The organism is Bradyrhizobium sp. Rc3b, from assembly GCF_900114915.1.
Lineage (GTDB): Bacteria > Pseudomonadota > Alphaproteobacteria > Rhizobiales > Xanthobacteraceae > Bradyrhizobium.
Genome location: NZ_FOUS01000023.1, coordinates 1 through 26,301, shown reverse-complemented (window position 1 = coordinate 26,301; position 26,301 = coordinate 1). Strand labels below are relative to the sequence as shown.

Sequence of the window (26,301 nt, the reverse complement as noted above, 5' to 3'; positions counted from 1 at the left end):
CAGCTGCTGGGAGTCCGCAGCAGGAACGAAATGCCCTTCATTTCGGCTTGTCCTCAATTTCGACCGTCGAAAAATTGAGCTCGGGGCGCCCGGGAAATAGAGGCTGATAGCCGGGCAAACTTTCCATTCGCGAAAGCCAAGGCGATAGGTTCTGGAACGCCCCCAAATCAATCCCACCCATACTCGCTAAGCGTGTGTACGGATAAAGTGCCACATCGGCGATACTTGGATGAGCTTGCGTGGCCACCCAGCCCGAAGATCCTTGCCTTGCGAGCTGATCATCTAACAAGTGCAGCGCGCGCTTTGCTTCGTCCTTGAAACGAACCATGTCTTCGTCTCCAACTCCGCGGTCGCGATGAAGGCTCAGATGTAGTCGCAATTTCGCCAATGGATGCATGTGCTGCGATTGCTCGAACGACAACCACATCAAGACATATGCTTGATCAAGAGCGGCGATCGGCCACCATGGCGTGCCGTGAGCTAGAAACTGCAGGATGGCAATAGATTCGCTGATGGTACGCCCATCATCGAGCTCCAAGGTCGGCACCATGCCGAGTGGACTGCGCTTAAGAAACTCCGGATCGCCAAGGTTGCCCCGATCGATCGACAACGTGACCCTCTGGAGAGACTTATTGAGGAAGCCGGCAAGAAGTCGGACCTTCCAAGCATTCCCCGATCGTTGCGTATCATAGAGCTTCATCGTTCTGCACCTCGTCGACTTACTTGGTAGGAAGTCATCAGACAACATAAACTTCCCGACAGTCAGGTCTCCTTTGTGGCGATCACCACCAATGCGGACGCGGCCTCCGACGTGAGAGCGGTCAGCTTGTGAGGAATTGTCGAATCGAATTGCACGCAGTCGCCCGGATAAAGAACCTCCTTTCGCTTTCCGATAAGAAGTTCGATCTTTCCGGTCAGAATGAAGAGAATTTCCTCACCTTCATGATGACTCATGATCCGACCCCGCTTCGCCGTTTTCGTGGGCCGAACAATGAAGGCGCGCATGATGCGATCTGGCGCCAGCCCGGCAACCAGGGACAAATACGTGGTTGTATCCCCTGGCTTACCGTTCTTTGCACGCACGACGGCAACGGGGTCCTTGTCGTCATGTTCTCCGTACAGGCGGTCAAGTGAAGTGCCCAGCGCTTCCGCTATCTTGAGCGCAGAACCAATTGACGGTGACGAGAGACCGCGCTCTAGCTTGGACAAATAGCTCCTCGTCAGCCCCGAATCGGCCGCCAGTTGCTCGAGGGTCATCCCACTTTGAACGCGGAGAAATTTCAGGTTAAGGGTCATATCGATCTAATCGGCGAAACAGAGCATGCGGTACGCTCGCCCCCAATCTGTGTGATATTCAGGCCCAGATCAACACCGACCCCATCTGTTGTTGGCATCGGTATCACCTTCCCCGGCCGGTCAGAGGTCCAGCACCAGTTTGGGCCCTGCACAATCTCCCACACAGAGGATGAGTTCGTTTTGCCGCTCGGCCGGCGAAAGCACGCGATCCCTGTGAATGGGCGGCCCTTCGATCCACCGAGTCCGGCAGGCACCGCAGATGCCGCCGCCGCACGACACCGGCACATCGACGCCCATCGCCTCAAGCGTTCCGAGCAAGCCAACTTCGGGCACCACTGTTGCCACCTTCTTGCTGGCCCGCAGAACGAGCTCATAGGGCGGGACATCGCTCTGGACGATCCGCTTCGGCGGAGTGAACATCTCGACGTGCTTGCGTTCCGCCGGCCAGGCCTCAACAGCGGCCTCGAAGTCCTCGAGCATCGGCTCAGGTCCGCAACAGGCTGCGAAGCCGCTGGCAGCGAACTCGTCCACCAGCGCGACGATCGCTGGCTTCGCCTGCATGGTCGTATCGTACAGTCGGACATGGCCGGCCTCGATCGCCGGACCGATCATGTCGCCAAGAACCGGTGGGCCACGACTGGCCCAATGCAGCCTATAGTTCGTCTGCCCCTGCCGCTGAAGGTGTCGGATGGCGGAGATGAACGGCGTCACACCGATGCCGCCAGCGACGAACACGTTCATTCCGTTTGTGCTTAACCCTATGCCGCCGCGCGGCAGGGAGACGCCAATGCGGTCTCCGATCCGCACGCGATCGTGCAAGAACTTCGAGCCGCCACGGCCATCTCTTTCTCTCTTCACCGCGATGACGTAACGCGTGCCGTCTGCGGGTTCGTTGCAAAGCGAGTAAGTACGAACCAGACCAGGCTCAAGGTGCACGTCAATATGCGCGCCCGGCTTAAAGGGCGGCAGCTCCCAGCCGTCCTGATCCATCAGCGTGAAACGCTTGGTATCATTGCCGAGATCCTCGACCTGCGAAACGACGGTCGAGACAGTCTTGATGGGCTTCGCCATTACAGGGGCCTTACGATATCGCCCACGCGCAGTGTCCCACCGGCAATGATCTTGCAGTTCAACCCGGAACGGTTGATCAGCGGGTCGAACACGGCTTTACCAAGAATTTCCTCGATATGCCGACATGGCGTAGACAGACGCGTCGCCTCCACGATTGCCTCGCCGAGCCTAAAGCGTCTCCCGACGAGATGACTGACCGGCACGCCTTCCACCGTGACATTGCGGCGATGCTCGTCCGGCGGGAGTTCGATACCGTGATCACGCCGGAGCGCCTCGATGGTCTCCATTTCGAAGAGGGTAATCTGCCGTCCTTCCTCCGGCTTGTGCGAATAGAAGCCGGTTTCCTGTCCAATCAGGTATCGGTCACCCTCGATGCCACGGCCCGCGATCAGTTTGAGCTCGGAGAACGAACGCATTGGGAGAAATGCGCGCGGCGTCTTGTGCAGGAAGCGCACGACGCCTTGCCACGAGGTGGCGATCTGCGGTCTCTCGGATATGATGCCGTCCATTTGTCTACTTTCGGTATTCATGCGCTTAATTTGTTCCGGCTCCGGGTCAGCGCAAGGCTGCCCCGATCGACTTGTCGGGAGAGTGATGCACTTCGGACTTCACCCCGATCAGGACAGGCCCTTTCATCGACATGGCTTCCTTCACGATTGCTTCGACATCCGTCGCGTCGGAAATAAAGTATCCCGCCGCCCCATAGGCGCGCGCCAAAGCCGCAAAATCGGGATTCGACAAATCAGTGCCGTACGGCCGGTTCGGAAACGCTCTCTCCTGATGTGAGCGAATGGTCCCATACGAGCTGTTGTTTGAGACCACGATCTTCAGATCAGTTCCTCGCGCAACGGCCGTGGCGAGCTCGTTACCTGTCATCAGGAAACCGCCGTCTCCGCAGAACGCGACGACCTGGCGATCAGGATACCGCAAGCTTGCCGCGAGCCCGGAAGGAACGCCGCTGCCCATTGCGCCGCATGCCGAACCGAGCAGCCGCGCGGACGGCTGAAAGCTGAAGATGCGGTGGACCCATGCGGCGAAGTTGCCCGAGTCCGTCGTGACCACTCCGTCCGACCGAAGCTGGGAAGCAATCGCTGCGACAGCATGGCCGAAACGTCCGTCGCAGGTACGCCTGATCGTGGCCAGCCATGCGTCGCACTCCGTGCGGCGGCTATCTCCTGGCGCCAACTGATCCGCTCCTGGGCTACGGCCGGCACGGCAAGCATTGCACGCAGGAAGGCGTGCGCGCCGGAGACGATCGCAAGATCGGTTTGAAAGCGTGTCCCGATCGCGCCGGCGTCCGGATAGACCTGCACCAGAGGCTGGCGCGGCGCGGCTTGTCGAGGGAATGCAAATCCGAGCGAGGAAAGGTCCCCGAGGCGACTGCCGAGCGCGACGATCAGATCGGCACGCTCGAACAGCTTCACATGCGCGGGCGACGTGAAGAAACCGAGTTGACCCGCCCAGAGAGCATGATCGTTGCGAAACTGGTCCTGCATCTTGGCGGCAACGACGACCGGCAAGTTCCATTTTTCGCTCAACGCAATCAGATCCTGCCGAAATGCCATTGTCCGGCACTCGCCACCCACTAGTAGAATTGGCCTCTGCGAAGCGGCGAGCATCGCACTGGCCTTCTCAATTGCCCCCGTGCCGGGCTCGGGCAGCACGGCTCCGTGGATTTTGACGAGGAGGCCCTGCGCAGAATCAGCCAGAAGGTCCTCTGGAAGTTCGACGGCGACCGGCCCGGGCGTGCCGGACTGCGCGGCGGCGAATGCGCGAGCCATCATCTCGGGAACCAATGCGGCGGAGTTCAATCGAACTGCCCATTTCAGAAGTCCACCAAACGAGCGGCCACAGTCGATCTCCTGCACCGCATCGCGATCGAGATTGGGCCGATCAACCTGACCGACCAGCATCACCAAGGGAATCGCCTCCTGCTCCGCGACATGCAGGCCCAGCGCGGCATTGAACGCGCCGGGCCCGCGGCTGGCCAACACCACGCCGGCACGACCGGTGAGCTTGGCATCGGCAACGGCAGCTAGGCTCGCACTACCTTCGTGACGGCAGGTCACGAGGTCGATTTGGCCCCTGTCGTGCAACGCGTCCAGCAGCGGCAGAAAGCTTTCACCGGGGACGCCGAAGGCACGGTCGATATCGTGGGCGATGAGGCTATCCGCAATCAGCTCGGCAATACGATAGGTCATGCAAGTACAGCCCCATCCTGCTTGATGGTACGGACTTTCCCGAGCGCCAGCAGCGGCGCTTCGGTGAGAGCCTGCAACTCCGCGACCCTCATGTCCTCAAGCAACGCATCTACCACAAGGCCATTGTCAGTGACGTCGAGGATCGCCAGATTGGTGAAAATGCGCGTAACGACCTTTCGCGCGGTGAGCGGATAGCCACAGCGCTCGACAATCCGCGGACGTCCATCCCTGGTCGTGTGGTCCATCATCACCCAGATCGATTTCGCGCCGACCGCGAGGTCAATGGCGCCCCCGATGCCAGGCGGCGATCCGTTATCGCCCGTGGTCCAATTGGCGAGATCGCCTTCCCGGGAGACCTGGAAGGCACCGAGAACCGCAACGTCGAGATGACCTCCGCGCATCATTGCAAACGAGAGGCTGGAATCGAAATACGATCCACCCCGCTTGAGCGAGATCGGCATTTTTCCAGCATTGATCAGGTCCCAGTCCTCCTGCCCCTCTGGCGGCTTGGGTCCGACGTTGAGAACACCATTCTCGCTATGAAGCATCACGCCAGACCCCGACGGCAGATAGTCCGCGACCTGCGTCGGCGCGCCGATGCCGAGATTGACGAAGCCCTCGTTCGGAAGATGCAGCGCCACCATGCGGGCAAGTGCGTCGCGGGAAAGCGGCTTCATCATAGGTTCCTCGTGAAAACGCGATCAACGAATACGCAGGGCGTGACGATGTTCTCTGGATCGAGTTCGCCGACTTCGACGATGCGATCAACCTCGACCGCCACGGTATCGCCCGCAGTAGCCATCACCACGCAATGGTTACGTGCGCTCTTGTTGTAGGTGATGTTGCCGAGACTGTCGGCCAAATGCCCCTTGATGAATGTGAAGTCCGCGTGCAGCGGCAGCTCGAGGAGGAACTCGTGGCCCTGCACGGTGACCTTTTCCTTACCATCGGCGAACACCGTTCCGACGCCTACCGGCGAAAGAAAGCCGCCGAGGCCGGCGCCACCGGCCCGTATGCGTTCAACCAGCGTGCCTTGTGGAACGAGCTCGAGCTCCACCGTGCCGGCACGATACTGCTCCGCGAATTGCTGCGCACTCCGCGGATAGGAGCAGATGATCTTGCGGACGATCTTGGCGCTGAACCAGAGTGACAGGTCGTCGTCGGACGAGCCTGCGTTGTTCGAGATGACAACGAGGTCACGAACGCCCTTGTCGAGCACCGCCGTGATCACGCCTTTCGGCAGACCCGCGCCGCCGAAGCCGCCAACCATGACGGTGTGCCCGTCCTTGATGCCTTCCACGGCCGCCCCGGCATCCCTGACAATTACGTTGCGCATCTATTCCTTCCGCGAAAATTCGATTTCATTCAGCCGCGATAGTCGGAGGGAAGCCCCCGCCCGATCCGGTCGAGCAGCATCTCGTTCGTGCCGTCGGCATAGGCCGCCATGCGAACCTCCGCGAGGTGCATGTTGAGGCGATGCGCCGCGCTCGCCCCGGTCGCACCCACGATCCTGATGCACTGATCGACTCCCCAGATGGCGGTATCGACGGCGAATTTCTTGGCCTGTGCCGCGAGGGTTACCGGATTTCCACCTACCTGGATCTGCTCGGCGGCGCGAAACACCAGCGCGTTCGCAGCTTCGAGCCGAATGGATACCTCCGAGAGTTCCCACCGCAGGCCCTGATGCGCGACGAGCGGCTTTCCGAACGCATGGCGGCCTTCGCAATAAGACACAGCCTCGCAAAGCGCCGCATGAAGTGTCGCGATGGTCATCGCGGCCACGTGCACGCGGGCGGCGTTGACGGAAGCCATCGAGGCCTTGAGTGCTGCGCCAGGCGAGGCGATCAGGCCCCACGCCGGCACGAAGTGATCAGTGAAGGTAATCTCGGCAAGACGGAACGAACGCGCGCCGGGAACGATGATCTCTTGCCGGCGGAAGGTCGCCGCCTCGCCCAGCGGCACATAGAAGCTTGCGATGTCGGCATTGCCGGCATCATCCGGCACGCGCGCGAGCGCAATGAGCCCGCCGACCATCATGCCATTGGTGAGCCACGCCTTGGTCCCTTTCAGCGACCAGCCACCCGCGACCGGCGTCGCCGTCGCGGTCAGGGCGGACACGTCACTGCCGCCGCCGGGCTCGCTCATGGCGGTGGTCAAAAGCATCTCGCCCCGCAACGCGGACGGCAGCAACTGCTCAATCTGCAACGGCGTGCCCGTCTGCGACAGGCGAGTGACCCCGCCCTGGTGATGGTTCAAGCAGAACGCTGCCGCAAACCCATGGCGCGCCATCTCCTGGGCAACGCGGATCTTACACAAGTAGGACGTCTCGAAGCCGCCATGGTCCCGCTTCGCCTGCAGACCCAGCTTGCCGGTTGCCGCCCACGCTGCAATCCATCTGGCGGGTAGCGCCTCATCTGCAAGGTGTGCCGCAAGAACGGCGTCGGAGAACGCGCCCGTACAGAATTCGCGCGTTTCATCGACATGGCGCCGCTCATCGCTGGAGAGAAGCTCGTCGTACTGATGATAGAAGTCCGGCATCGACGCTCCGATCAGATCCCGCGGTTAGCGCGCAAGCGCGCTGCCCATTTCCTTGGCCCACTCGTTCCAGAACGCGACTTCGCGCCCGATATCGGCTGTAACGCTTTCAGTTGTAGAGCCATGAATCGGAAGCGCGCCAAGGGTCTCGAGCTGCGCTAGAAATTCCTTGTCGTCGGCAGTCTTGTCCAACGCGGCGCCAATCTTAGCGACAACATCCGGAGGCAGCTTCGCCGGCCCGGCGATGCCGAACCACGGCGAAACGTCGAGGGGCTTGGCACCCCCCTGCTCTACGGTCGGCAGATCCGGGAAAGCCGGCGACCGTTCGCTGGATGCTACCGCAATCGCCTTGAGTGTTTTCGCCTTGATGTGCTGCGCGACCGTCGCTTCCGTGAAGAACCCGACCTGAACGACGTTTGCAATGGTGTCGACGATCGGTTGGCCGCCGCCGGAATAGTTGATGAAGGTCATCTTGGTGCCGTTGGCCTTGTCGAACAGCGTGCCGGCAATATGCGACGTCGCGCCAAAGGTCCCGCCGAAGTTCACCTCACCGGGATGTGCCTTCAAATAAGCGATGAGCTCCGCAATGGACGAGACCGGAAGGCTCGGATTGACCACGACGAGATTGCGTTGCTTCGCGACCTTTCGGATATAGGTGAAGCTCTTCTCCTGATCGTAAGGAACGGATGGATTGAGCGCGAGAGCGCGTGTGTTCGACGATTCCACCGACACCAGCAGCGTATATCCGTCCGGCCTTGCCTTGGCGACATTGTTCGCACCAATGAGACCGGCTGCACCACCGTTGTTCTCGATCACGACGGGCTGCCCCAATTCCTTCGATAGCTGCTGTCCGATCACACGACCTATGATGTCGGTGGGCCCACCGGGCGGAAAGCCGACGATGAGCTTGATTGGCTTCGATGGATAAGCATCGGCCGCCATTGACGGCGCGGCGGCGAAGCCGAGGCACAGAGCGACGGCAGCAAGCAACAGAGATTTTCTGGAGAACTGGATCATGGATCACCCTCTCAAAGGACGGCCTCACAATCGAAGCAAAGGACACATTGTGTCAAGTACGAAACCGAAATGACCTGTCTGCACACGCCGATACACCTGCACGGCCGGCGCACAATTGTGGAGCAATCCCCGCTGATTTGACCATCAACCACCGATATCTTAGACATATTGTTGCACTGCAAGGACGTTTTAACGTGTCTTCCGCGGCTTTTCTGTTGTCAGTCGAAGCCGACTGTGTTTCTAGACGATCGGTCTAGTAGGGACACATGGCGAAGAACCAAGGCACTCCCCTGATAATTGCGGGCACTGAAAGGCGCGAGCTCGGCTTCGCCGTAACGCGCGACGTCCTCATACGCTGCGGCATGGAAGTGCTGACGGAACAGGGGTTCGCGGCAACTGGCCTCGATGCGCTGCTGCGCCGGGCGACGGTGCCGAAAGGCTCGTTCTACCACTACTTTGCCAGCAAGGCGGACTTCGGCCGAGAAGTCATGAAGGCCTACGACGCATTCTTCTGCCGAAAGCTTGACCGAGCCCTGACCAATGACAGACTGGCGCCGTCCGAGCGGATGCGTGCCTTCGTCGACGACGCCAAGGCGGGAATGGCGAAGTACCAATACACGCGCGGCTGTCTGGTCGGAAATCTGAGCCAGGAGGTCGGGGCCCTCCCTGATAGCTATCGCGCCGACCTGAACGGGATCGTGCAGGGCTGGCAGCGCAAGGTGGCGCGCTGCCTGGAGCTCGCGCGGGACGCTGGCGAGATCGAGGTGTCCGCGGACTGTGAAGCCTTGGCCGAGTTCTTCTGGATCGGCTGGGAAGGCGCCGTAATGCGCGCACGCCTCGTCAAGAATGGCGCACCGCTCGACACATTCATTGCAGGATTCATGGCCGGCTTGCCGCGTCCGGAACAATCGCGGCCAGGCCGGAAGAAGGCTTAGAGAGGAGTATCTCAGGTGTTTAGAGCTGTACTGATCGAAAAGGACGAACAGGGATATCGGGCCAAAGTAGCCGAGCTCCCCGAGAGCCGGCTCCCCGAAGGCGATGTCGTGGTTGATGTCGAATACAGCACGCTGAACTACAAGGACGGCCTTGCTATTACCGGCAAGGGACCGGTCGTAAGGTCTTTCCCCATGGTACCAGGCATCGATTTCGCCGGCGTGGTTAGGTCGAGCTCCGATCCCGCATTCGCTCCTGGGGACCGCGTGGTTCTGAACGGCTGGGGTGTCGGCGAGCAGCACTGGGGCGGCCTGGCGCAACAGGCGAAGGTGAAGGGCGACTGGCTGATCAAGTTGCCGGCCTCGATGCCGTCGCGCCGCGCAATGATCATCGGCACCGCCGGTTACACAGCAATGCTTTGCATCATGGCGCTCGAAAGACACGGCATCCGCCCCGGCAGTGGCGATGTGCTGGTGACCGGTGCCGGCGGAGGGGTTGGCAGCATCGCGATCATGCTGCTCAAGAAGCTCGGCTTCCGTGTCGTCGCATCTACCGGTCGGCCAGAAGAGCGGCCTTATCTTGAGGCTCTCGGAGCAGCTGAAATCATCGACCGGGCCTCGCTGTCGGAGCCTGGCAAGCCGCTGCAGAAGGAGCGGTGGATCGCCGCGGTCGATTCTGTCGGCAGCCATACATTGGCCAACGTCTGCGCCAGCACCAAGGCTGACGGCGCCGTGGCGGCCTGCGGCATGGCGCAGGGGCTCGATCTGCACGCCAGCGTCGCACCATTCATCCTTCGCGGCGTTGCGTTGTTCGGGATCAACAGCGTGACACCGCCGAAGGCCGAACGCGTGGAGGCCTGGGACCGACTCGCCTCGCTGTTGACTGCGTCGGATCTCGAGCAGACCGCGCTCGATATCGGATTGAACGAGGTCGTAGCTTCCGCCGCCCGGCTCATGAGTGGTCAGGTGCGCGGCCGCACGGTCGTCGACGTCAACAAGTAAACACGAAGGGGGCTCCGATGCGTTTGAGTATTCGAAATCCGGCAGACTTCTGGTCGGGCCTCCTGTTTGTCGCGGTCGCCTCCGCCTTTCTCTGGATTGCCCGCAACTATGACTTCGGCTCGCCCCTGCGCATGGGACCGAGCTTCTTTCCGGTGGTACTTTCGGTCGCCTTGGCAGGCGTCGGGCTTATCGCGCTTCTGAGGTCTTTCGCCGTCGAGGGTGACAAGCTCGGAGGATTCACAGTCAAGGGGCTGCTCCTGGTCACCCTTGGATCGCTCCTATTCGGCATACTCATCGAGCGGGCCGGCATCGTTGTCGCAGTGTCCGCGATCACCCTCGTCAGTGCCTATGCCAGCGTCAAGTTTACGTGGAAGCAGGGGCTGATCATGGCCGCCCTCCTTTCGGTCTTCTGTGCGCTGGTGTTCGTCTACGGTCTCGGCGTGCCTATGCCGATACTCGGATCGTGGTTTGTTGACTAGGGGGCTGGCACGATGGACACTCTCTCCAACCTTCTGCTCGGCTTTCAGACGGCCGGAACATTTCTCAATCTTGGCTACTGCCTGGTCGGCGTATTCCTCGGAACTTTGATCGGCGTGCTACCGGGGCTTGGACCGGTCGCCACGATCGCAATGTTGCTGCCGGCGACATTCGGCTTGCCGCCGGTCTCGGCACTCATCATGCTCTCGGGCATTTACTATGGCGCCCAGTATGGCGGATCGACGACGGCGATCCTGATCAACCTGCCCGGAGAATCGTCTTCTGTTATCACGGCTCTGGACGGCTACGCGATGGCTCGGAACGGCCGCGCTGGTGTCGCGCTCGCCACTGCTGCGATCGGCTCCTTCTTCGCCGGCACCGTTTCTACCCTGCTCCTTGCGCTCGCCGCTCCGCCGCTGGCACAGATCGCCCTGAAGTTCGGGCCGCCGGAATACTTCTCCCTGATGGTACTGGGCTTGAGCGCCTCGGTCGTGCTCGCACATGGATCGCTGCTGCGGGCATTCGGCATGATCGTATTCGGCCTTTTGCTTGGTGTTGTCGGGACCGACGCGAACTCGGCGGTGCAGCGCTTTACCTTCGGTATCCCCGAGCTCGCCGACGGGATCGGTTTCGTCACTGTCGCCATGGGCATGTTCGGCGTCGGCGAGATCATCCGCAATCTCGAGAATGAAAGTGATCGCTCCGTCTTTGTCAGCAAGGTCACGAATCTGATGCCGAACCGTGAGGACTGGCGACGAATCGTCGGGCCGATCTTGCGCGGGACTGCGCTGGGTTCGGCGCTCGGCATTCTGCCTGGCGGCGGGGCCATGCTCTCTTCCTTCGCCGCCTACTCCGTCGAAAAGAAGATATCGCGGCGACCGTCGGAATTCGGCAAGGGCGCGATCGAGGGGGTCGCGGCGCCGGAATCAGCCAACAATGCCGGCGCGCAGACCTCCTTCATTCCGATGCTCACGCTCGGAATTCCCTCGAACCCGGTGATGGCGCTGATGATCGGCGCCCTGATCATTCAAGGAATTCAACCAGGGCCCGCGGTCATGACGCAGCAGCCCGCCTTGTTCTGGGGTATCATCGCCTCGATGTGGATCGGAAACTTCTTCCTCATCCTTCTTAATCTGCCGCTCGTCGGCATGTGGGCGAAGATGCTGACGATCCCCTACCACGTCCTGTTTCCGGGTATCATGGTGTTCTGCGCCATCGGCGTGTTCAGCCTGAACAACACCTCCTTCGACGTCTACCTTATGGCCATCTTCGGCCTGCTCGGTTACGTGTTCGCAAAGCTCAGGTGTGAACCCGCCCCCATGCTGCTCGGCTTCATTCTCGGGCCGATGATGGAAGAAAACCTGCGGAGATCGCTGACGTTGTCGCGCGGCGATCCGTTGGTCTTTGTGAAGAACCCCATCAGCGTGACAATGCTGATCATCGCGTTCCTCGCTTTGCTCTTGGTGCTTCTTCCGTCCTTCCGCAAGACCCGCGAGGAAGCCTTCGTAGAAGAGGACTGATCCGCGGAAGACAAGTTGAACGGGCAGGAGAAGCAAATGTTTGCCGCACCACCAGGGCTTGAGACCGCGATGGAATTGGATCGCCGCAGCCTTACCCCACAAAAGGAGATGGTCTTCAAGTTCTACAAGGATATGTGGGACCACGCAGATGTCAGCTTAATTCCCGAGATCTTCCATCCGGATTTCGCGTTCCGTGGCTCACTCGGCCCCGTTCTGGTTGGACACTTGCAGTTTGGGGATTATGTACAATGGATCCACGACGCTCTTGAGGATTATACCTCGGACATTCTGGATCTGATCGAGGAGGATGACCGGATATCAGGAAAGCTTCGCTTTCACGGTATCCATCGAAAGCCGCTCTTTGGGCGCCAGCCCACCGGGAAGCATCTCTGGTGGTATGGGACCCCGATCTTCCAATTCCGCGATGGGAAGGTTCATGACCTGTGGGTTTTGGGAGATATTCATGGGCTACTAGGCCGGCTCGATGGAATCCAAGACGTACCGGCGGAATTCAAGCCCCATGTGTCACGTTGAATACGGTGTCTGTATAGCGGAATGTCGCCGCGGTGTTCAGATTGCTGCGGGCCATTGAGGGGGGTACTGTGCCGATGGTCGCGACATACTCTCCAGCAACGCGCTCTCGTTGACCTATAACGCGGGATGAACTCAACAAAGGAGATTGGCAATAATGGGCAGAGAAGCAATCAACGCCCCGGGGGCGGCTGCAGTCGGTCCCTACTCCCACGGCGTGATAGCGAATGGTTTCGTCTATCTCTCGGGTCAGACGCCAATCGATAGCGTCACTGGCCGGTTGGTCGATGGTGGCACAGAGGCCCAGGTACACCAATGCTTCCGAAACCTTCTAACGGCTCTGGAAGGGGCGGGTCTTTCGTTCGATAAAGTCGTCAAGTGCAACGTCTTCTTGACGGACATGGGCGATTTCGCGTCCATGAACGCTGTCTACGCGAAGCACTTCTCAAAACCCTATCCGGCACGCACAACAATAGGCGTCGCCTCACTGCCATTGGGAGCGAGGGTCGAGATCGAGATGGTTGCCGCCACCTCCTGAACTCCGGCTCGCTTCAGGTCGCCGGAAACCTGGCGACATCATCCAAACGACGAGTTGTCGGGCTGAGACCTTTGTCCCGCGCAATCGCATTGCAGTTCAAGACAAGGCCGAGCAAATCAAGTGCGGCGATGCTCAGGATACAGCCCAAAAAAACGCCCGGCACTCGATTGCCGGGCGCAGTCTATAGGGGCACTTAGACAAGGCCCACGGTCCGGCCCAGGGAGGGGGCCGAAACTGAAACTCTGAGATCAGAAGCTTTTGTAGGGCCGGGGCGCGCGCAGCCTATCGCCCTCCTCTTACGTCAGCGTTCAAACGAGAATTGCTACGACGCGGCGCACCTCCAATGGCGCTTGTGATCGCGTCCTCAAGCATATCCAGTCGGTCTTGGCCCCAGAATAGCTCATTGTTGAAGACGTAGGATGGCGAGCCAAATACTCCGGCTTCCACAGCGGTATCCGTGAAATGTCGATAGAACGCCTCGATCTCGGGAGCATCGGCCGCCACCAGCAGCCGATCTGCGTCGAGTCCCTCCTCGACCAAGATGCGCTTCAACTCTTCACGGTCGGAAATATCACGATCGTCACACCACTCGGCACGCAAAATGGCCTTGTAAAGCGAAACTGTGTTCAGTCCCATGCGATCTGCGGCAATGACGATCCGCGAAGCCGCATCGGCATTCGGGCACATGAACTTCGGCGTCGGATTCACATGGATGTCAAGCTTCTTGCACCAACGCTTCAGTTCGACGATCCGGTACGCCTGTCGTTCGGGCGCTCGATTGCCTAGCAATTGTCCGCCCGTCCGCCGGTATACGTCAGGAAGATCCACCGGCATGTAGCGGATCTTCAACTGATACTCGGCGGCGATTTGCTCTAGGCGGTCGGCACCGAGATAAGCCCAATCCGAGTTCATCCAGAAATAGTAATCGATCTCGTTCATAATGCCACGCTCGCCGAAACGTTAGAAGCTACGCCCGCCTTGCCTGCCGCCTCATGTGCAGCAACAACCGCTGCGGCACGCATACACCACGCGCATAGAAGGGCGATAGCTGCAAGAGCCGTGAGATACCACACGACATACTGTGGATCACCGCCATTGCGCGCCAAGAGCCAAGTCGCAACAATCGGGGCGAGACCACCTCCTAACGCCCCGGAGACCTGCACTGCCAGGGAGATGCCGGTGTAGCGGACTTCGGGTGGAAATTGCGAGGAGAACAACGATCCTTCCGGCGCATACAGGCAACCGTAGACGAGCCCGATGGCGATGATCATCGCGACGTTAATCCAGAAGACTTCCTTGCTGCTTAGAAGGTTGAAGAAGATAGGTGCCGCGATCACGATACCCACCGCCCCTATCATGAAGACGTGCTTGTGGCCGATACGGTCGCCGAGCAACCCGAACAGCGGCATAGTGAACAGTACAACCGCGGCGCCCCAGACTGTCGCGTCCAAGATCACTGTACGTGGGATGCCCAGCGTACCCACGGCATAGGCAAGCGAGAAGCTCGAAACGGTATAAAACCACGTCACCTCGGCGAACCGCGCGCCGATCGCCAGCAGTACCGCCCGCGGGTAGCTCCGGCAGACTTCTGCGATCGGGACCTTAACGTCGTCGCCCTGGCCCTTTACCCTTTCGAAATCGGGAGATTCGGCAACATTAACCCGAATGAACCAGCCGACAGCCAATAGAACCACACTGGCAAGAAACGGCAAACGCCACCCCCAACTCAGCATGTCCTTTTCGGGAAGCGTCGCCACCATGCTCATCGCCAAGGACGACAGAATGAGACCTGGCGCGACGCCCGCTTGCGGCAAGCTGCCGAACAAGCCTTTCTTGTCGTCGGGAGCGTGTTCGACCGCCATCAAGACCGCGCCCCCCCACTCGCCGCCGACCGCCACACCTTGAAGAAACCGCATCGCTACCAACAATACGGCCGCCCAGTAACCGATGCTCTCGTAGGACGGAATGATACCGATGGCCATCGTCGGCACGCCCATCAAGACCAACGTGATGAGCAGCATCGACTTCCGTCCGATCCGGTCGCCGAAATGACCAAAGACGATCCCCCCTAGGGGACGCGCAAAGAACCCAACCGAATAGGTCGCGAATGCCGCCATCGTCCCCGCAACGGGATCGAAGCTCGGAAAGAATATCTTGTTGAAGACGAGGGCCGCTGCCGTTCCATATAGAAAGAAATCATACCACTCGATCGTCGTCCCCATCATGCTGGCAAGTCCGGCAATCACATAGTGACGGCGCCCCGACACCTCCGCGGATTTCATGGTCGCTCTCCTCCTCCGATTTTTGTTTTGATGGCCAGGGGCCCGCTGGACGGGCCCCTTCTGTTCATACGCGAGGACCGCACAAAGCCACGGCCTCCCCGCTCACCTACGTCGCGGCCGCACCGGCCGAATGAGTCTGCCGACACCAGTAGTCGAAGGTCGCGTTCACGATGGACGGCTTCAGAAGATAGTCGTGCGCTTCCTTCGCGAGGGCATCGTCGACAGGCGTCAGCGGGCCGAACGCCTGTGCGCGAATCTGCATCCGGGCGGCACGCTCGAGGTAGACCGACAGATATGTCGCCTCTTCGATCGACGCGCCGGCGGTGAGGTAGCCGTGATGAGCCAGGATGATCGCGCGCTTGCCGCCGAGTGCTGCCGAGATGAGAACGCCCTCCTGGTCGGCGATCGGTACGCCAGGCCACTCACCGAGAAACGCACAGTCATCGTGAAGCGGCGTCATGTCCATCTGCGCGATCACGAGCGGCTGACGCGCCGCAGCCAGCGCCGAGGCCCACGGTGAATGTGTATGGACCAACGACTTCACGTCGGGCCTTGCGTCGTAGACCCATAGATGGAAGCGCGTAGCCGGGTTCGCCATGCCTTCGCCAGTCAGCGTATTGAGATCCCTGTCGACTTCGATGAAGTCGTCGGGGGTCGCCTCGTCGAAGCCCAGACCAAACCGCAAGGTCCAATAGGCATTGGGGCGTTCGGAGCGAAAGCTGATTTGACCTGCGAGCCCCGCTTCCTGGCCGGTCATGGCCAATATCCGGCAGGCGTACGCCAGCGTCTCCTTGTCGCTGCGCTTCGCTCCCTTAAGATGCTCAGCCATTTCTCGGGTGGCGCGGTCGTCGAAGTATTCCTTTGCCCGCAGCTCCGCCTTCATCTGTCTTCTCCTGCATTTCGCGGGAAGCCCGACGATCCCGCATCAAAAGGCAGCATGTCGCGGGAGATGCGCGTGTGCCATGAACCGCGCGTTATATCTGAGATGAGTGGCTCGGCATTGAGTCCCCAACCGATCGAACTCGCACCCGCTCTGGCGGTCCCGTTCGCCACGCGCGAAACGGACGAGATGCGTCGATTGTTCACCCTCAGACCGTTATTTCGCCATGCGACTGACTTTAGCGATCGCGGCCAGTCGTCTGTCTCGATCGGATCGACGTCGATGCTCGAGGTTAGGAGCTTTTTGCTGGCTGAGGAATTCACATTAGTCTCCTTGAATCGACATGGCTCAATCGCCGTTCTGCTGGTCTCGCAGCACGACCGGTGGGGCGCTATAACACTTTTGCGAGCGCGATCTTAACGACTTCCTGCACCAACGGAGGGCAATGCTTGTGGTCGCGCACGATTGCGATGACACGGCGGCGCAGTGTCGGTCGAACGATCCTAAGCTTCTTGAGACCATAATCGACGAGCAGTCTGTCCGGATTCGGGTCGGCAGCACACAGGCACCGACACCTGAGGAGACCAGCTTGAGCATCGCATCGATCGTGTCTGCTTCCGCCACGAACTCCGGCGTAAGGCCACCACTTTGCAGCATCTTCCGCAATGCATAGTGGAGTGGGAATCCCACGAGTCTGCATCGCGACGTTGTAAGATCGATTTCATCGGGCCATACGCTGTCCTCGCGAGCGATGATGCACATCTCGTCTTCGAACAACGGAGTTGCCTGAAATTCTGCGGAATCGACGGCTGAATCGTATACGAAGCCGATGTCAGCCTTCCCGCTTTCGACCAATGCGACAACCTCTGGCGAACTCCGGCTTATGAGTGAAAGATTGACGCTTTCCCTTTGCACCATGAACTCGGCAACGACATCGGACATGAAGTAGTAGCTTAAGGTATGGATGACAGCGATCCTGATGTGTCCTTGCGTCACGCCTTCTTTGTCACGCACTGATTCAAGAGCATCATCTATGCTCACGTAGGCCGCTTTTGCGACATCGAACAATTTTTCGCCGGCTCTTGTTAGCTCGACCCCTCTTCCAGTGCGCGAAAATAGCGGCTTGCCAACATATGTTTCAAGTGAAGCAAGCTGGCGGCTAATGCCCGATTGCGTGAGATCGAGAGCATCCGCCGCGCGCGACAAGGATCCGAGCTCCGCAATCTTCACGAAGTACCGCAGTTGCCGGTCGGTATTTTCCATGTCGGGTACAGACCCCGCCGAAGCGTTTGCAAATAGCTAGCCGAGACAGCAGCGTCCAGACGATCCCCTGCGGGTCTTCACCCGCCGGGGATCCCGAATCATTTCATTTCGAGCTTCAGCGAATTGGAGGCGCGTACTGCAGACCGCCCTTAGTCCATTGCGCGTTCAGGCCTCGCGCAATTCGCATGGGCGTGGACGGCCCCAGATTGCGATCGAAGACCTCACCATAGTTGCCCACGTGACGGATGATTCGGACAACCCAATCAGCGGTCAGGCCTAAGCTCTGGCCGAGCGTATTGTCATTACCGAGTACGCGCCGGACTTCGGGCCGATCAGAGCGCGTCATTGCATCCACGTTTGCCTTGGTAATGTCCAGTTCTTCGGCGGTTAGCATCGCAAAGTGCGTCCACTTCACGATATCAAGCCATTGGTCGTCACCCTGACGAACGGCCGGCCCCAGCGGCTCCTTGGAGATGATTTCAGGAAGGATGATCTGCTCGTCCGGTTTTTGTAACTTGACCCTGTAAGCGCTCAACCCTGAGGCGTCTGCCGTCAGAACGTCGCAGCGCCCCCCGTCATATGCCTTGACCGTCTCGTCAGCCGTGCCGAACACCACGGGCTCAAACTTCATCTTGTGAGCACGAAAATAATCCGCAACGTTTTGCTCATGCGTGGTCCCGGCCGTGATGCAGATTGAGGCATCCGTAAGTTCCGACACCCCCTTTACGTTGAGGGACTTCTTGACCATGAAGCCCTGGCCGTCAAAATACGTAATAGGTCCGAAGTTGAAGCCGAGCGCTGTATCGCGCTGCAACGTCCACGTCGTATTTCGAGCCAGGACATCAATAAGACCGGATTGCAGGGCCGTGAAGCGGTCGGTTGCCGAAAGCGGCGACATACGGACCTTGGTCGGATCGTTGAAGATTGCCGCTGCAAGCGCACGACAAAAATCAACGTCGAGGCCACTCCAATTGCCCGCACTGTCTGGAGATGAAAAGCCTGCGACCCCTTGGGAGACACCGCACTCCAGGTGCCCCCTCGCCTTCACTTTTTCCAAGGTGTTGATCGTCTGGGCGATCGCCCCATGTCCCCCTGATAGGAGACAGAACGTCAAGATCAAAGCCAATCGAACAAGCGCGGGCACGCGGCTGGGCCTCCTAGGCATTCGCAATCCTCCGGTTTTGGATATTTGGACAACTTGTTGCCCTATAGGCAGAGTTGAGTCAACATCGACTGCAATGCAACCGGTTTCGCTCCTTGCGCAAAGAAGTGAGGAGCCGCCCGCCAATGGAGATTTTTTCGAATGTCAGGTTCCAAATCTGCCCAAACGGGCAAGATACCGCCGACTCATGGCTTGGAACTGGGGTTCGCAACGCGAGCGATTCACTACGCATATGATCCGGCCGACCACCATCGGGCCGTATCTCAACCGGTTTACCTCACGTCTACCTACGGCTTCGAAAGCATGGCGGACGCCGACGCGGCGGCTGCACTCGGAGGCAAGCTCTACGCTCGGGAGCACAATCCCACGACCGAGTTGTTACAGACCCGGCTCGCCAACCTGGAAGGAGCCGAGGCCGCAGTCGCGTTGGCCTCCGGAATGGCCGCTGTCGGAGCCTTGACGCTATCCCTGCTATCGCAAGGTGACGAACTGATCGTCCACCGCACGTTGTACTCCAACACCACTGCCATGTCCGAGCAGGGCTTGCCGCGTTTCGGCGTGAAGGTCGTTCCTGTCGACCTCAGCGACCCGGCCAATCTGGACGCCGTCGTCACGCCTCGCAGCCGGGCTGTCTATTTCGAGACGCCTATTAATCCAACGGGGGACGTGCTCGATATCGCCGCCATTGCCGCGCGGGCCCATCGCGCAGGTCTTTTGGTCTTTGTCGACGGGACCTTCGCCTCCCCGGCTCTGCAGCGTCCTCTGGAGCACGGTGCAGATATCGTTCTGCATTCGCTGACCAAATACATCAATGGCCACGGAGACGTCCTTGGTGGCGCTCTCCTGGGAAGAGCAGAGCTCATCGACAGGATCCACAGCCAGGGCTTACGCTTCATAACCGGTGCGGTCCTCTCTCCGATGGCATCATCTCTGGTACTAAGGGGACTGAAGACGCTGCCGCTTCGAATGGAAAGACATGGCTCCAACGCACTTGCAATTGCGCATATGCTGGACGAGCATCCTGCGGTTTCCTGGGTGAACTATCCCTTCCTCGAGTCGCATCCACGGCATGCGATCGCAAAAAAGCAGATGTCAGGTGGCTCTGGAATGATGTCGTTCGGCTTGCGCGGAGGGTTTGACGCGGCAAGGCGCATGATAGACAAACTCGAGCTGATGACCCTTGCCGTTAGTCTTGGTGATGTCGAAACGCTTATCTCACACCCTGCAAGCATTGTCCGGGCACGGCAAACCGTTCGACCCGAGGCTCACCTACAGGGCGGCGTTGGCGAAGATCTTGTCCGGCTTTCGGTTGGGCTCGAAGACGAAGCTGACCTCCTGGCCGACTTGAGGCAAGCGCTGAATAGGCTCTAGCCCCCTCGCCTGGAGGCCAATGCGGAGGTCGGCCTCTCCTGCAGTGAAACCTCCGGATTGGCGTGAAGATGGCGACGCCACTCGGTCAGTTTCTGGTGAAGATCTGGGTTCATCTCTGCTGCCTCAGCGTAAGCAGTCTAGTGCCGCAAGATCTGGCTCAGGAACAACTTTGAGCGCGCGTGCTGCGGGTCAGCAAAGAATTCTCGCGGCGCGTTGGATTCGATGATCTGTCCGGCATCCATGAAAACCACGCGGTCGGCGACTTCGCGAGCAAATCCCATCTCGTGGGTTACGACCAGCATAGTCATGCCCTCGTTCGCAAGGTCGACCATGGTGTCCAGCACCTCCTTGACCATCTCGGGGTCGAGCGCTGAGGTTGGCTCGTCGAACAGCATTACCTTGGGGTTCATGGTGAGCGCCCGCGCGATCGCGACGCGCTGCTGCTGACCACCGGACATCTGCCCTGGAAACTTGTTGGCCTGGTGTGGGATCTTTACCCGCTCCAAAAATTTCATGGCGGCGCCTTCGGCATCCTTCTTCGGGATGTTGCGTACCCAGATCGGCGCCAACGTACAATTTTCCAGCACGGTGAGATGCGGAAACAGATTGAAGCTTTGGAATACCATGCCGACTTCGCGCCGGACCGGGTCGATGTGTTTCAGATTCGGCCCGAGCTTGATGCCGTCAACGACGACCTCGCCTTCCTGGAATTCCTCCAGCGCGTTGATGCAGCGAATCAGCGTCGATTTGCCGGAGCCTGAGGGGCCGCAGATCACGATACGCTCGCCCTTGCCAACCTCGAGATTGATGTCTCGCAGCACGTGGAAGTCGCCGTACCATTTATTCAAGTCGTTAATTCTAACGATGGGATCAGTAGCCATAGGCTGCCTCAATTGCGCTGATGCGCGCTTAGCCTTCGCTCGACGAACAGCGAGTAACGGGACATTCCAAAACAGAAGGCGAAATAGATCGTGCCCGTCAGGGCGAAGCCCGTGAACAAGGTCGATGGTGTTGCCCAGAGAGGGTCGCTGAAGGACGCTCGCAGCGAGCCTAGCAGATCGAACAGGGCTACAATCGATACAAGCGACGTATCTTTGAACAACCCAATGAAGCTATTGACTATGCCAGGAATAACGTGGCGCAATGCCTGCGGCATGACGATCAGTGCAGTTGTCTTCCACCAGGATAGGCCGAGCGCGCTCGCCGCTTCGCTCTGGCCGCGCGGGATCGCCATCAGCCCACCGCGAATAACCTCCGCCTGATAGGCACCCGCGAACAGCGAAATTCCGATGAGCGCGCGCATCAATCCGTCGATCGTGAAGCCGGTAGGCACGAAGAGCGGCAGCATATAGGTCGCGAAGAACAAAACCGTAATGAGCGGCACGCCCCGCCAGAACTCGATAAAGACGATCGAAAAGGTTCGGATCAGAGGAATCGTGGACCGGCGCCCGAGCGCCAGACCGATACCGATTGGCATCGACGCGACAATGCCTGTGACCGACACCACAAGCGTTATCAGGAGGCCGCCCCAAAGCCTGCTATCAACGACTGGTAGTCCGCCGCGATCGAGGCCCATGACGGCGATCAGGAGACCGACACCAGCGAAGGTTGCCAGGCTCGCGATGAGCGATCGCCAGCCCGCGCGCGCGCCACCGCCCAAAACAAAGACCAGGGCCGAGACTATGGCGGTCGTCAGGAGCAAGTCAGTCCACACCGGACGTCCCGACGAATGGATCTCAATGCGCAGCCACTCCAGCGGAGCAAGCACCCACGAGATCGCTGTGCTGATTCCAACGACCAGCTTGCCGGCCGCCCACAGAAGAGGACCGATCACCGCGACCGCCTCACCCGCGACAGCGAGCTTTCGTCCTCCTTCTCCGACGGAATCATTGAAGCCGGAGAGCAGCGCCGAGATCCAACTCACGGCAAACCCCTCTAGCCCACCGCCATGCAGCAGGAAGAAAGCGACGATCGGGAACGCTAGGAAAAGCAGACTTGCGTTGAGCCCCTTGGCCGGCAGCCGTGGAATCAGCAATGGAATCAGAAGCAGGGCCGCAATGATGAAAGTCAGATTGGCCCGCCAGCGTTCGGACTCGGGATAGAAGCCGTAGACGAACTGGCCGAATTTAGCATGAACGAAGGGCCAGCATGCACCCACGACGTGCCCAGCATTTTCGGCTAGACAGGCGCTACGGTCTGTCCCAATCCACACAGCGTTGATGAGCAGGAATTTGATCGTAGGTACCAGTAACACCCACAGCAACAGCGCGCAGACGATCGTGACCAGAATGTTGGTCACCGAGTTGAACAAGCGTACGCGCAAAAAGCCGATAAAACCTGTGGTCTTCACCGGCGCGGACCGCTCAGAGACCAAGTCTTGCCGCACGAAGGAAAGTGTTGCACCGTCTCGCATCAGATCGTGCTCCTGCTGATCCGCAAGCCGTACAGGTTCATGATCGCGCTGGTCACGAGCGAGATCAGCAAATAAACTCCCATCGTGATCCCGATAATCTCGATCGCTTGCCCCGTCTGGCTCAGCGTCGTTCCCGCGAACACAGAGAATAGATCCGGATAGCCGATCGCAACGGCAAGCGAGGAGTTCTTAGTCAGATTGAGATATTGGCTGGTGAGCGGTGGCAAAATTACTCTGAGCGCTTGAGGAATTACGATCAGCCGCAGCGCGGAGCCACGCTGCAACCCAAGCGAGGAACCGGCTTCCATCTGCCCCTTATTCACCGACAGTATGCCAGCCCGCACGATCTCGGCGATAAATGCTGCCGTGTAGGTCGACAAGGCCAGCGTCAGTGCCACCAACTCGGGAATGAGACGGGCGCCCCCAGCGAAATTAAATCCCTTCAGCACAGGGATTTCAAACGTCACCGGCGCGCCGAACACTAGCGCCACGATCAGCGGCAAACCGATCAAATCCACCAGAGCGTAGGGCCACACCTTGATCACTCGGCCGTGTCGATAGAGCTGCTGACGGGCATAGCGCCACAGTAAAAGCGAGATAAGCACAGCTAGCAAAATTGCTCCGACGAACGGCTCGAAGCCAGATTCACCGATAGGCCTCGGAACGATAATGCCGCGATTGTTTAGGAAAGCGATGCCGAAGAGCGAAATGCTCTGTCGCGGACTTGGGAGCGCCGCGAGTACCGCCAGATACCAGAACAAGATCTGGAACAGCAGCGGCAAGTTGCGGAGGAATTCGACGTAAGCGCCGGCGATTCTCGACAACAGCCAGTTGGACGATAGCCGGCCAAGCGCAACAACGAAGCCAATCACCGTGGCAAAGAAGATACCGATGACAGAGACCAGAAGAGTATTGAGCAGACCAACTAGAAAGACGCGGGCGTAGGTATCGGCTCCCGAGTAGGAGATCAGGGTCTGATTGACGTCGAAGCCCGCGTTGGTCTGCAGGAAACCGAAGCCGGCGGTGATCCGCTGCGTCTGCAGGTTTGCGCGGACATTGGCGATGATTTCATAAGCCAGCCAACCTAGGATGGCTGCGAACAAAAGTTGGAGTGCGAATCCGCTCCACCCTGCTCGTCCGCCGAGCGCACGCTGCAATCGTTGTAAATGTTGCGGCGGAGGTTTCCGGGGACCAATGGTCATTGCGATGCCCTAGACGGTCGATCCGCGGATGAAGCGCGTGGGCTGCCTGGTGTCGACAATCGCGCCTCGGGCCGCCGCTACAGCGACGATCGCCCTGGAATTCACAAGCTCGCACCCAGACATACAAATAGCGTTGTTCGACACGCGCTTCCTTCCCTCTGGGCAACATTTGTTTAGGTGGGCAACATATTGCCCTTCAGGCACGTATATGGCCTCTCGCTGAATGAGACAAGAGTTCATTCGCGCCGCCGCCATGGAACTGGTGAGTGGCTAGTGACCGACTTATCGAGTTAGGGCAGAAAAACGGCGGCTCTAATCGCGACTTATGACGATGAGCACAGTGGCGTTTGCACCGATCCGTCGCACATGGTGCACGAGATGGCCGGGAAACTGGAGGTAGTCGCCAGTCGACATCGCGACGCTTCGGTCTACGAACTTGACCTCGATCCGACCCGCAAGGACGTAGAGCATCTCTTCGCCTGCATGTTCAGCGTGTGTGGCTTCGCTAAAATGGCGTGGCGGCGCCATGAGAAAAGTTTCGTTTCGCCTGTCGCTCCCTGCTGGGGACAAGGGAATGAAGGAATACCCGTTTACCGGGTCGTCCTCGGGCTTATGATTTGCGGTTCGAACAAGATGGATATCCGAATCACCAATCTGCTCGCCGAAGAGGCGAGCGACGGGAATGTCCAAGGCACGGGACAACTTGATAACGGTCGCGATCGATGGGGCCTTGGCGTCCTTCTCAATCCGGGAAAGAAACCCCTTATTGAGGCCCGTTGCCTCAGCCAGTTCATCGAGGGTCATGTTCTTCTGCCGGCGGCTCGCCCGCAAGCGGGCGCCTATGCGACCCGCGGCTGCTGTGTCGACCTTCTCAAGCTTCTGTGTCGCCAGCAAACTGGTCTTTTTAATCATTGCCATCGCGCTATCTGCATCCACCCGGCATGCTATCGGCCCGGCGATGAACCGCTCCCACTGTGATCAGCGGAAGCCTCAAAGTTAACCGACCAATACCAATTTGTTGCGAATGAAGGGCGCTTGCGCACGCCCTCCACCCACGGCCATTAGTTTCCAAAAAGAGGTTCAGGTCCCAGCGAGCCTAGGGGGACAACTCGTTGCCTTTACAGCAACAATTGGCCGCTGCTTGACGTTTGTCAAGGCGTTCGGGCATCCATGAACCAAGTGACGAAAGCGCCGGTGCCTTGATCGCGAGCCCCAGGCGAGATCTACCTAGCTTGGCTGGAACGGTCGCCACAAGAGAATTCAAGCTGTCGACGAAGGCCAGAGTTCTTTCGCTCCCCAAATGGTGCCGAGGACAAACGACCTCGCTGCCGACCTACGCAATCGCCGGGCCACCGTCCTTGCCCGAAGCCATTTGGTCACGCTGCTCGATGGCTTCGACAAGCGCTGCCGTCACCTGTCCGACGGGCTGCGAGGCATCGACAGTTCTCAGGAGCCCCCTTGCGCCGTAGTAGTCGATCAGGGGCTTGGTTTGATTGGCGTAGGCGGTCAGGCGCACGCTGAGAGCTTCTTGATTGTCGTCCGCCCGTACCTTCTCGCCACTGTCGCGCGCCTGGATGGCCCGCCCGAGGATCCGATCCAGGAGATCTTAAGCTCGAGCACACAGCTTAACTCGTGCTCGCCGAGCACGTGGTCGAGGCTCTCTGCCTGGGCTACGGTGCGCGGAAATCCGTCCAGAATAAATCCACGGGCTGCGTCCGGCTGGGCGATATGCTCGGCGATCAGTTCGACCACGAGATCATCGGGCACTAGCGCACCACGCTGCATGATCTCCGCGGCTTGCCGCCCAATCGCCGTACCCTCGGATACGGCCGCGCGCAGCATATCGCCGGTCGACATCTGTGGAATCGCGAGGATTCGCGACAGCTTGCGGGCCTGCGTCCCCTTCCCCGCACCCGGCGGCCCCAACAGCACAATTCTCATCTCATTTCTCCGTCAAACGGATTTGGTGCACGCGGCCCGCCGCAACCGCGGCCTCAATGCACGTTTCATCCAGCGAGCTTCGACCATTCGCGATCCTTGTCGTACAGGAAGAAATGCTCGATCTGTTTCCAGGTGATCTCAGGCAGATGATGATGACCGATCGCGATCGCCTCGATATTCATGGACGCTGCCTATCGCTTGTTCTGCCGGTTCTTGACGAGATCATCGACCACGGCGGGATCGGCCAGGGTCGAGGTATCGCCCAGGCTGCCCGGTTCGTCCTCGGCGATCTTGCGCAGGATGCGGCGCATGATCTTGCCGGAGCGGGTCTTGGGCAGACCCGGCGCGAACTGGATTTGATCCGGGGATGCGATCGGGCCGATCTCCTTGCGCACCCAGGTGACGAGCTCCTTGCGCAGGTCCTCGGTCGGCTGCACGCCGGCCATCAAGGTGACGTAGGCGTAGATGCCCTGGCCCTTGATGTCGTGCGGGAAGCCGACCACTGCAGCCTCCGAGACTTTCTCATGCGCCACCAGCGCGCTCTCGACTTCCGCGGTGCCCATGCGGTGGCCGGACACGTTGATGACGTCGTCGACGCGGCCGGTGATCCAGTAATAGCCGTCGGCGTCGCGGCGGCAGCCGTCGCCGGTGAAGTACTTGCCCTTGT

The 26,301-nt window shown here is 59.6% G+C and carries 29 protein-coding genes; 7 read left to right on the top strand and 22 right to left on the bottom strand.

Going from position 1 to position 26,301, the window contains the following annotated elements; genetic code table 11:
• Nucleotides 1–37 precede the first annotated feature (37 nt).
• The 10 genes from BM190_RS36270 to BM190_RS36230 all read right to left on the bottom strand — a co-directional run bounded on the left by BM190_RS36270 (nt 38) and on the right by BM190_RS36230 (nt 8,120).
• Nucleotides 38–700 (bottom strand): glutathione S-transferase family protein, encoded by a 663-nt coding sequence (locus tag BM190_RS36270; RefSeq protein ID WP_177237497.1) that lies wholly within the window; start codon nt 698–700, stop codon nt 38–40.
• A 62-nt stretch (nt 701–762) separates the two neighbouring features.
• A complete protein-coding gene (locus BM190_RS36265; RefSeq protein WP_092262301.1) occupies nt 763–1,296 on the bottom strand; it encodes a helix-turn-helix domain-containing protein in 534 nt (177 codons plus the stop codon).
• Nucleotides 1,297–1,416: 120 nt separating this feature from the next.
• Nucleotides 1,417–2,367, bottom strand: a complete 951-nt coding sequence (locus BM190_RS36260) for a PDR/VanB family oxidoreductase (protein WP_092262300.1) — start codon at nt 2,365–2,367, stop codon at nt 1,417–1,419.
• Entirely contained in the window at nt 2,367–2,876 is a 510-nt protein-coding gene (locus BM190_RS36255; RefSeq protein WP_092262299.1) for an MOSC domain-containing protein, read from the bottom strand. The genes BM190_RS36260 and BM190_RS36255 overlap by 1 nt, the downstream gene beginning before the upstream one ends.
• Before the next feature lie 46 nt (nt 2,877–2,922).
• Nucleotides 2,923–3,357 (bottom strand): thiamine pyrophosphate-dependent enzyme, encoded by a 435-nt coding sequence (locus BM190_RS41405; protein ID WP_244550875.1) that lies wholly within the window; start codon nt 3,355–3,357, stop codon nt 2,923–2,925.
• On the bottom strand, nt 3,243–4,568 hold the full coding sequence (locus BM190_RS36250; RefSeq protein ID WP_244550858.1) for a thiamine pyrophosphate-binding protein: 1,326 nt from the start codon (nt 4,566–4,568) through the stop codon (nt 3,243–3,245). Before BM190_RS36250 ends, BM190_RS41405 begins: the two co-directional genes overlap by 115 nt.
• On the bottom strand, nt 4,565–5,245 hold the full coding sequence (locus tag BM190_RS36245) for a 3-oxoacid CoA-transferase subunit B (protein ID WP_092262364.1): 681 nt from the start codon (nt 5,243–5,245) through the stop codon (nt 4,565–4,567). Before BM190_RS36245 ends, BM190_RS36250 begins: the two co-directional genes overlap by 4 nt.
• On the bottom strand, nt 5,245–5,904 hold the full coding sequence (locus tag BM190_RS36240; RefSeq protein ID WP_092262298.1) for a 3-oxoacid CoA-transferase subunit A: 660 nt from the start codon (nt 5,902–5,904) through the stop codon (nt 5,245–5,247). The genes BM190_RS36245 and BM190_RS36240 overlap by 1 nt, the downstream gene beginning before the upstream one ends.
• Nucleotides 5,905–5,933: 29 nt before the next feature.
• The gene (locus tag BM190_RS36235) at nt 5,934–7,106 is read right to left on the bottom strand and encodes an acyl-CoA dehydrogenase family protein (RefSeq protein WP_092262297.1); all 1,173 of its coding nucleotides are present in this window, start codon (nt 7,104–7,106) and stop codon (nt 5,934–5,936) included.
• 24 nt (nt 7,107–7,130) lie between these two features.
• Nucleotides 7,131–8,120: a Bug family tripartite tricarboxylate transporter substrate binding protein gene (locus BM190_RS36230; protein ID WP_092262296.1), complete on the bottom strand. Its 990-nt coding sequence runs from the start codon at nt 8,118–8,120 to the stop codon at nt 7,131–7,133.
• Between the two features lie 266 nt (nt 8,121–8,386).
• On the opposite strand from BM190_RS36230, the gene acuR reads away from it, so the two are divergent.
• The 6 genes from acuR (at nt 8,387) to BM190_RS36200 (ending at nt 13,120) form a co-directional block, all read left to right on the top strand.
• On the top strand, nt 8,387–9,055 hold the full coding sequence (gene acuR, locus BM190_RS36225) for an acrylate utilization transcriptional regulator AcuR (RefSeq protein ID WP_092262295.1): 669 nt from the start codon (nt 8,387–8,389) through the stop codon (nt 9,053–9,055).
• A gap of 15 nt (nt 9,056–9,070) precedes the next feature.
• A complete protein-coding gene (gene acuI, locus BM190_RS36220; RefSeq protein ID WP_092262294.1) occupies nt 9,071–10,054 on the top strand; it encodes an acrylyl-CoA reductase (NADPH) in 984 nt (327 codons plus the stop codon).
• A 17-nt stretch (nt 10,055–10,071) separates the two neighbouring features.
• Nucleotides 10,072–10,533 carry a tripartite tricarboxylate transporter TctB family protein gene (locus BM190_RS36215; RefSeq protein ID WP_092262293.1) on the top strand — a complete coding sequence of 154 codons (462 nt, stop codon included), beginning with the start codon at nt 10,072–10,074 and terminating at the stop codon, nt 10,531–10,533.
• A gap of 12 nt (nt 10,534–10,545) precedes the next feature.
• Nucleotides 10,546–12,051, top strand: coding sequence for a tripartite tricarboxylate transporter permease (locus BM190_RS36210; protein WP_092262292.1), 1,506 nt, complete (start codon nt 10,546–10,548; stop codon nt 12,049–12,051).
• 36 nt (nt 12,052–12,087) lie between these two features.
• On the top strand, nt 12,088–12,585 hold the full coding sequence (locus BM190_RS36205; RefSeq protein ID WP_244550855.1) for an ester cyclase: 498 nt from the start codon (nt 12,088–12,090) through the stop codon (nt 12,583–12,585).
• 154 nt (nt 12,586–12,739) lie between these two features.
• Entirely contained in the window at nt 12,740–13,120 is a 381-nt protein-coding gene (locus BM190_RS36200) for a RidA family protein (RefSeq protein WP_092262291.1), read from the top strand.
• Between the two features lie 282 nt (nt 13,121–13,402).
• Here BM190_RS36200 and BM190_RS36195 read toward each other — a convergent pair whose 3' ends face one another.
• From BM190_RS36195 to BM190_RS36175, 5 genes are all read right to left on the bottom strand, one after another.
• On the bottom strand, nt 13,403–14,059 hold the full coding sequence (locus tag BM190_RS36195) for a 2-hydroxychromene-2-carboxylate isomerase (protein WP_092262290.1): 657 nt from the start codon (nt 14,057–14,059) through the stop codon (nt 13,403–13,405).
• Nucleotides 14,056–15,402, bottom strand: coding sequence for an MFS transporter (locus tag BM190_RS36190; protein WP_210189103.1), 1,347 nt, complete (start codon nt 15,400–15,402; stop codon nt 14,056–14,058). The genes BM190_RS36195 and BM190_RS36190 overlap by 4 nt, the downstream gene beginning before the upstream one ends.
• 106 nt (nt 15,403–15,508) lie before the next feature.
• Complete coding sequence (locus tag BM190_RS36185; protein ID WP_092262288.1) at nt 15,509–16,285, bottom strand: aldolase; 777 nt, start codon at nt 16,283–16,285, stop codon at nt 15,509–15,511.
• Nucleotides 16,286–16,630: 345 nt separating this feature from the next.
• The gene (locus BM190_RS36180; protein ID WP_244550854.1) at nt 16,631–17,545 is read right to left on the bottom strand and encodes a LysR family transcriptional regulator; all 915 of its coding nucleotides are present in this window, start codon (nt 17,543–17,545) and stop codon (nt 16,631–16,633) included.
• 115 nt (nt 17,546–17,660) lie between these two features.
• Nucleotides 17,661–18,689, bottom strand: coding sequence for an amino acid ABC transporter substrate-binding protein (locus BM190_RS36175; protein WP_502687021.1), 1,029 nt, complete (start codon nt 18,687–18,689; stop codon nt 17,661–17,663).
• Nucleotides 18,690–18,848: 159 nt separating this feature from the next.
• Between BM190_RS36175 and BM190_RS36170 the strand changes: the two genes are divergently transcribed.
• Entirely contained in the window at nt 18,849–20,078 is a 1,230-nt protein-coding gene (locus tag BM190_RS36170) for a trans-sulfuration enzyme family protein (RefSeq protein ID WP_092262286.1), read from the top strand.
• A gap of 137 nt (nt 20,079–20,215) precedes the next feature.
• On the opposite strand, the gene BM190_RS36165 is transcribed toward BM190_RS36170, so the two are convergent.
• The 7 genes from BM190_RS36165 to BM190_RS36140 form a co-directional block, all read right to left on the bottom strand.
• The gene (locus BM190_RS36165) at nt 20,216–20,959 is read right to left on the bottom strand and encodes an amino acid ABC transporter ATP-binding protein (RefSeq protein ID WP_092262285.1); all 744 of its coding nucleotides are present in this window, start codon (nt 20,957–20,959) and stop codon (nt 20,216–20,218) included.
• Between the two features lie 8 nt (nt 20,960–20,967).
• Nucleotides 20,968–22,491: an amino acid ABC transporter permease gene (locus BM190_RS36160; protein WP_092262284.1), complete on the bottom strand. Its 1,524-nt coding sequence runs from the start codon at nt 22,489–22,491 to the stop codon at nt 20,968–20,970.
• Nucleotides 22,491–23,693 carry an amino acid ABC transporter permease gene (locus BM190_RS36155; protein WP_092262283.1) on the bottom strand — a complete coding sequence of 401 codons (1,203 nt, stop codon included), beginning with the start codon at nt 23,691–23,693 and terminating at the stop codon, nt 22,491–22,493. The genes BM190_RS36160 and BM190_RS36155 overlap by 1 nt, the downstream gene beginning before the upstream one ends.
• 312 nt (nt 23,694–24,005) lie before the next feature.
• Nucleotides 24,006–24,611 carry a helix-turn-helix domain-containing protein gene (locus tag BM190_RS36150; RefSeq protein ID WP_092262282.1) on the bottom strand — a complete coding sequence of 202 codons (606 nt, stop codon included), beginning with the start codon at nt 24,609–24,611 and terminating at the stop codon, nt 24,006–24,008.
• A gap of 415 nt (nt 24,612–25,026) precedes the next feature.
• On the bottom strand, nt 25,027–25,209 hold the full coding sequence (locus tag BM190_RS41795) for a hypothetical protein (protein ID WP_349516935.1): 183 nt from the start codon (nt 25,207–25,209) through the stop codon (nt 25,027–25,029).
• Nucleotides 25,200–25,634 (bottom strand): adenylate kinase family protein, encoded by a 435-nt coding sequence (locus tag BM190_RS36145; RefSeq protein ID WP_349516934.1) that lies wholly within the window; start codon nt 25,632–25,634, stop codon nt 25,200–25,202. The genes BM190_RS41795 and BM190_RS36145 overlap by 10 nt, the downstream gene beginning before the upstream one ends.
• A 191-nt stretch (nt 25,635–25,825) precedes the next feature.
• The coding region (locus tag BM190_RS36140) for an AMP-binding enzyme (protein ID WP_143109159.1) at nt 25,826–26,301 on the bottom strand (476 nt) is incomplete at its 5' end.

Bases quoted from the DNA above. Each gene is read 5' to 3' on its own strand.
- BM190_RS36265 (WP_092262301.1), bottom strand. From the start codon at position 1,296: ATGACCCTTAACCTGAAATTTCTCCGCGTTCAAAGTGGGATGACCCTC.
- BM190_RS36200 (WP_092262291.1), top strand. From the start codon at position 12,740: ATGGGCAGAGAAGCAATCAACGCCCCGGGGGCGGCTGCAGTCGGTCCC.
- BM190_RS36185 (WP_092262288.1), bottom strand. From the start codon at position 16,285: ATGAAGGCGGAGCTGCGGGCAAAGGAATACTTCGACGACCGCGCCACC.
- BM190_RS36240 (WP_092262298.1), bottom strand. From the start codon at position 5,904: ATGCGCAACGTAATTGTCAGGGATGCCGGGGCGGCCGTGGAAGGCATC.
- BM190_RS36165 (WP_092262285.1), bottom strand. From the start codon at position 20,959: ATGGCTACTGATCCCATCGTTAGAATTAACGACTTGAATAAATGGTAC.
- BM190_RS36255 (WP_092262299.1), bottom strand. From the start codon at position 2,876: ATGGACGGCATCATATCCGAGAGACCGCAGATCGCCACCTCGTGGCAA.
- BM190_RS36215 (WP_092262293.1), top strand. From the start codon at position 10,072: ATGCGTTTGAGTATTCGAAATCCGGCAGACTTCTGGTCGGGCCTCCTG.
- BM190_RS36245 (WP_092262364.1), bottom strand. From the start codon at position 5,245: ATGAAGCCGCTTTCCCGCGACGCACTTGCCCGCATGGTGGCGCTGCAT.
- BM190_RS36195 (WP_092262290.1), bottom strand. From the start codon at position 14,059: ATGAACGAGATCGATTACTATTTCTGGATGAACTCGGATTGGGCTTAT.
- BM190_RS36230 (WP_092262296.1), bottom strand. From the start codon at position 8,120: ATGATCCAGTTCTCCAGAAAATCTCTGTTGCTTGCTGCCGTCGCTCTG.
- BM190_RS36260 (WP_092262300.1), bottom strand. From the start codon at position 2,367: ATGGCGAAGCCCATCAAGACTGTCTCGACCGTCGTTTCGCAGGTCGAG.
- BM190_RS36210 (WP_092262292.1), top strand. From the start codon at position 10,546: ATGGACACTCTCTCCAACCTTCTGCTCGGCTTTCAGACGGCCGGAACA.
- BM190_RS36270 (WP_177237497.1), bottom strand. From the start codon at position 700: ATGAAGCTCTATGATACGCAACGATCGGGGAATGCTTGGAAGGTCCGA.
- BM190_RS36190 (WP_210189103.1), bottom strand. From the start codon at position 15,402: ATGAAATCCGCGGAGGTGTCGGGGCGCCGTCACTATGTGATTGCCGGA.
- BM190_RS36250 (WP_244550858.1), bottom strand. From the start codon at position 4,568: ATGACCTATCGTATTGCCGAGCTGATTGCGGATAGCCTCATCGCCCAC.
- BM190_RS36170 (WP_092262286.1), top strand. From the start codon at position 18,849: ATGTCAGGTTCCAAATCTGCCCAAACGGGCAAGATACCGCCGACTCAT.
- BM190_RS36145 (WP_349516934.1), bottom strand. From the start codon at position 25,634: ATGAGAATTGTGCTGTTGGGGCCGCCGGGTGCGGGGAAGGGGACGCAG.
- BM190_RS36235 (WP_092262297.1), bottom strand. From the start codon at position 7,106: ATGCCGGACTTCTATCATCAGTACGACGAGCTTCTCTCCAGCGATGAG.
- BM190_RS36180 (WP_244550854.1), bottom strand. From the start codon at position 17,545: ATGGAAAATACCGACCGGCAACTGCGGTACTTCGTGAAGATTGCGGAG.
- BM190_RS36155 (WP_092262283.1), bottom strand. From the start codon at position 23,693: ATGACCATTGGTCCCCGGAAACCTCCGCCGCAACATTTACAACGATTG.
- BM190_RS36205 (WP_244550855.1), top strand. From the start codon at position 12,088: ATGTTTGCCGCACCACCAGGGCTTGAGACCGCGATGGAATTGGATCGC.
- BM190_RS36150 (WP_092262282.1), bottom strand. From the start codon at position 24,611: ATGGCAATGATTAAAAAGACCAGTTTGCTGGCGACACAGAAGCTTGAG.
- BM190_RS36160 (WP_092262284.1), bottom strand. From the start codon at position 22,491: ATGCGAGACGGTGCAACACTTTCCTTCGTGCGGCAAGACTTGGTCTCT.
- acuR (WP_092262295.1), top strand. From the start codon at position 8,387: ATGGCGAAGAACCAAGGCACTCCCCTGATAATTGCGGGCACTGAAAGG.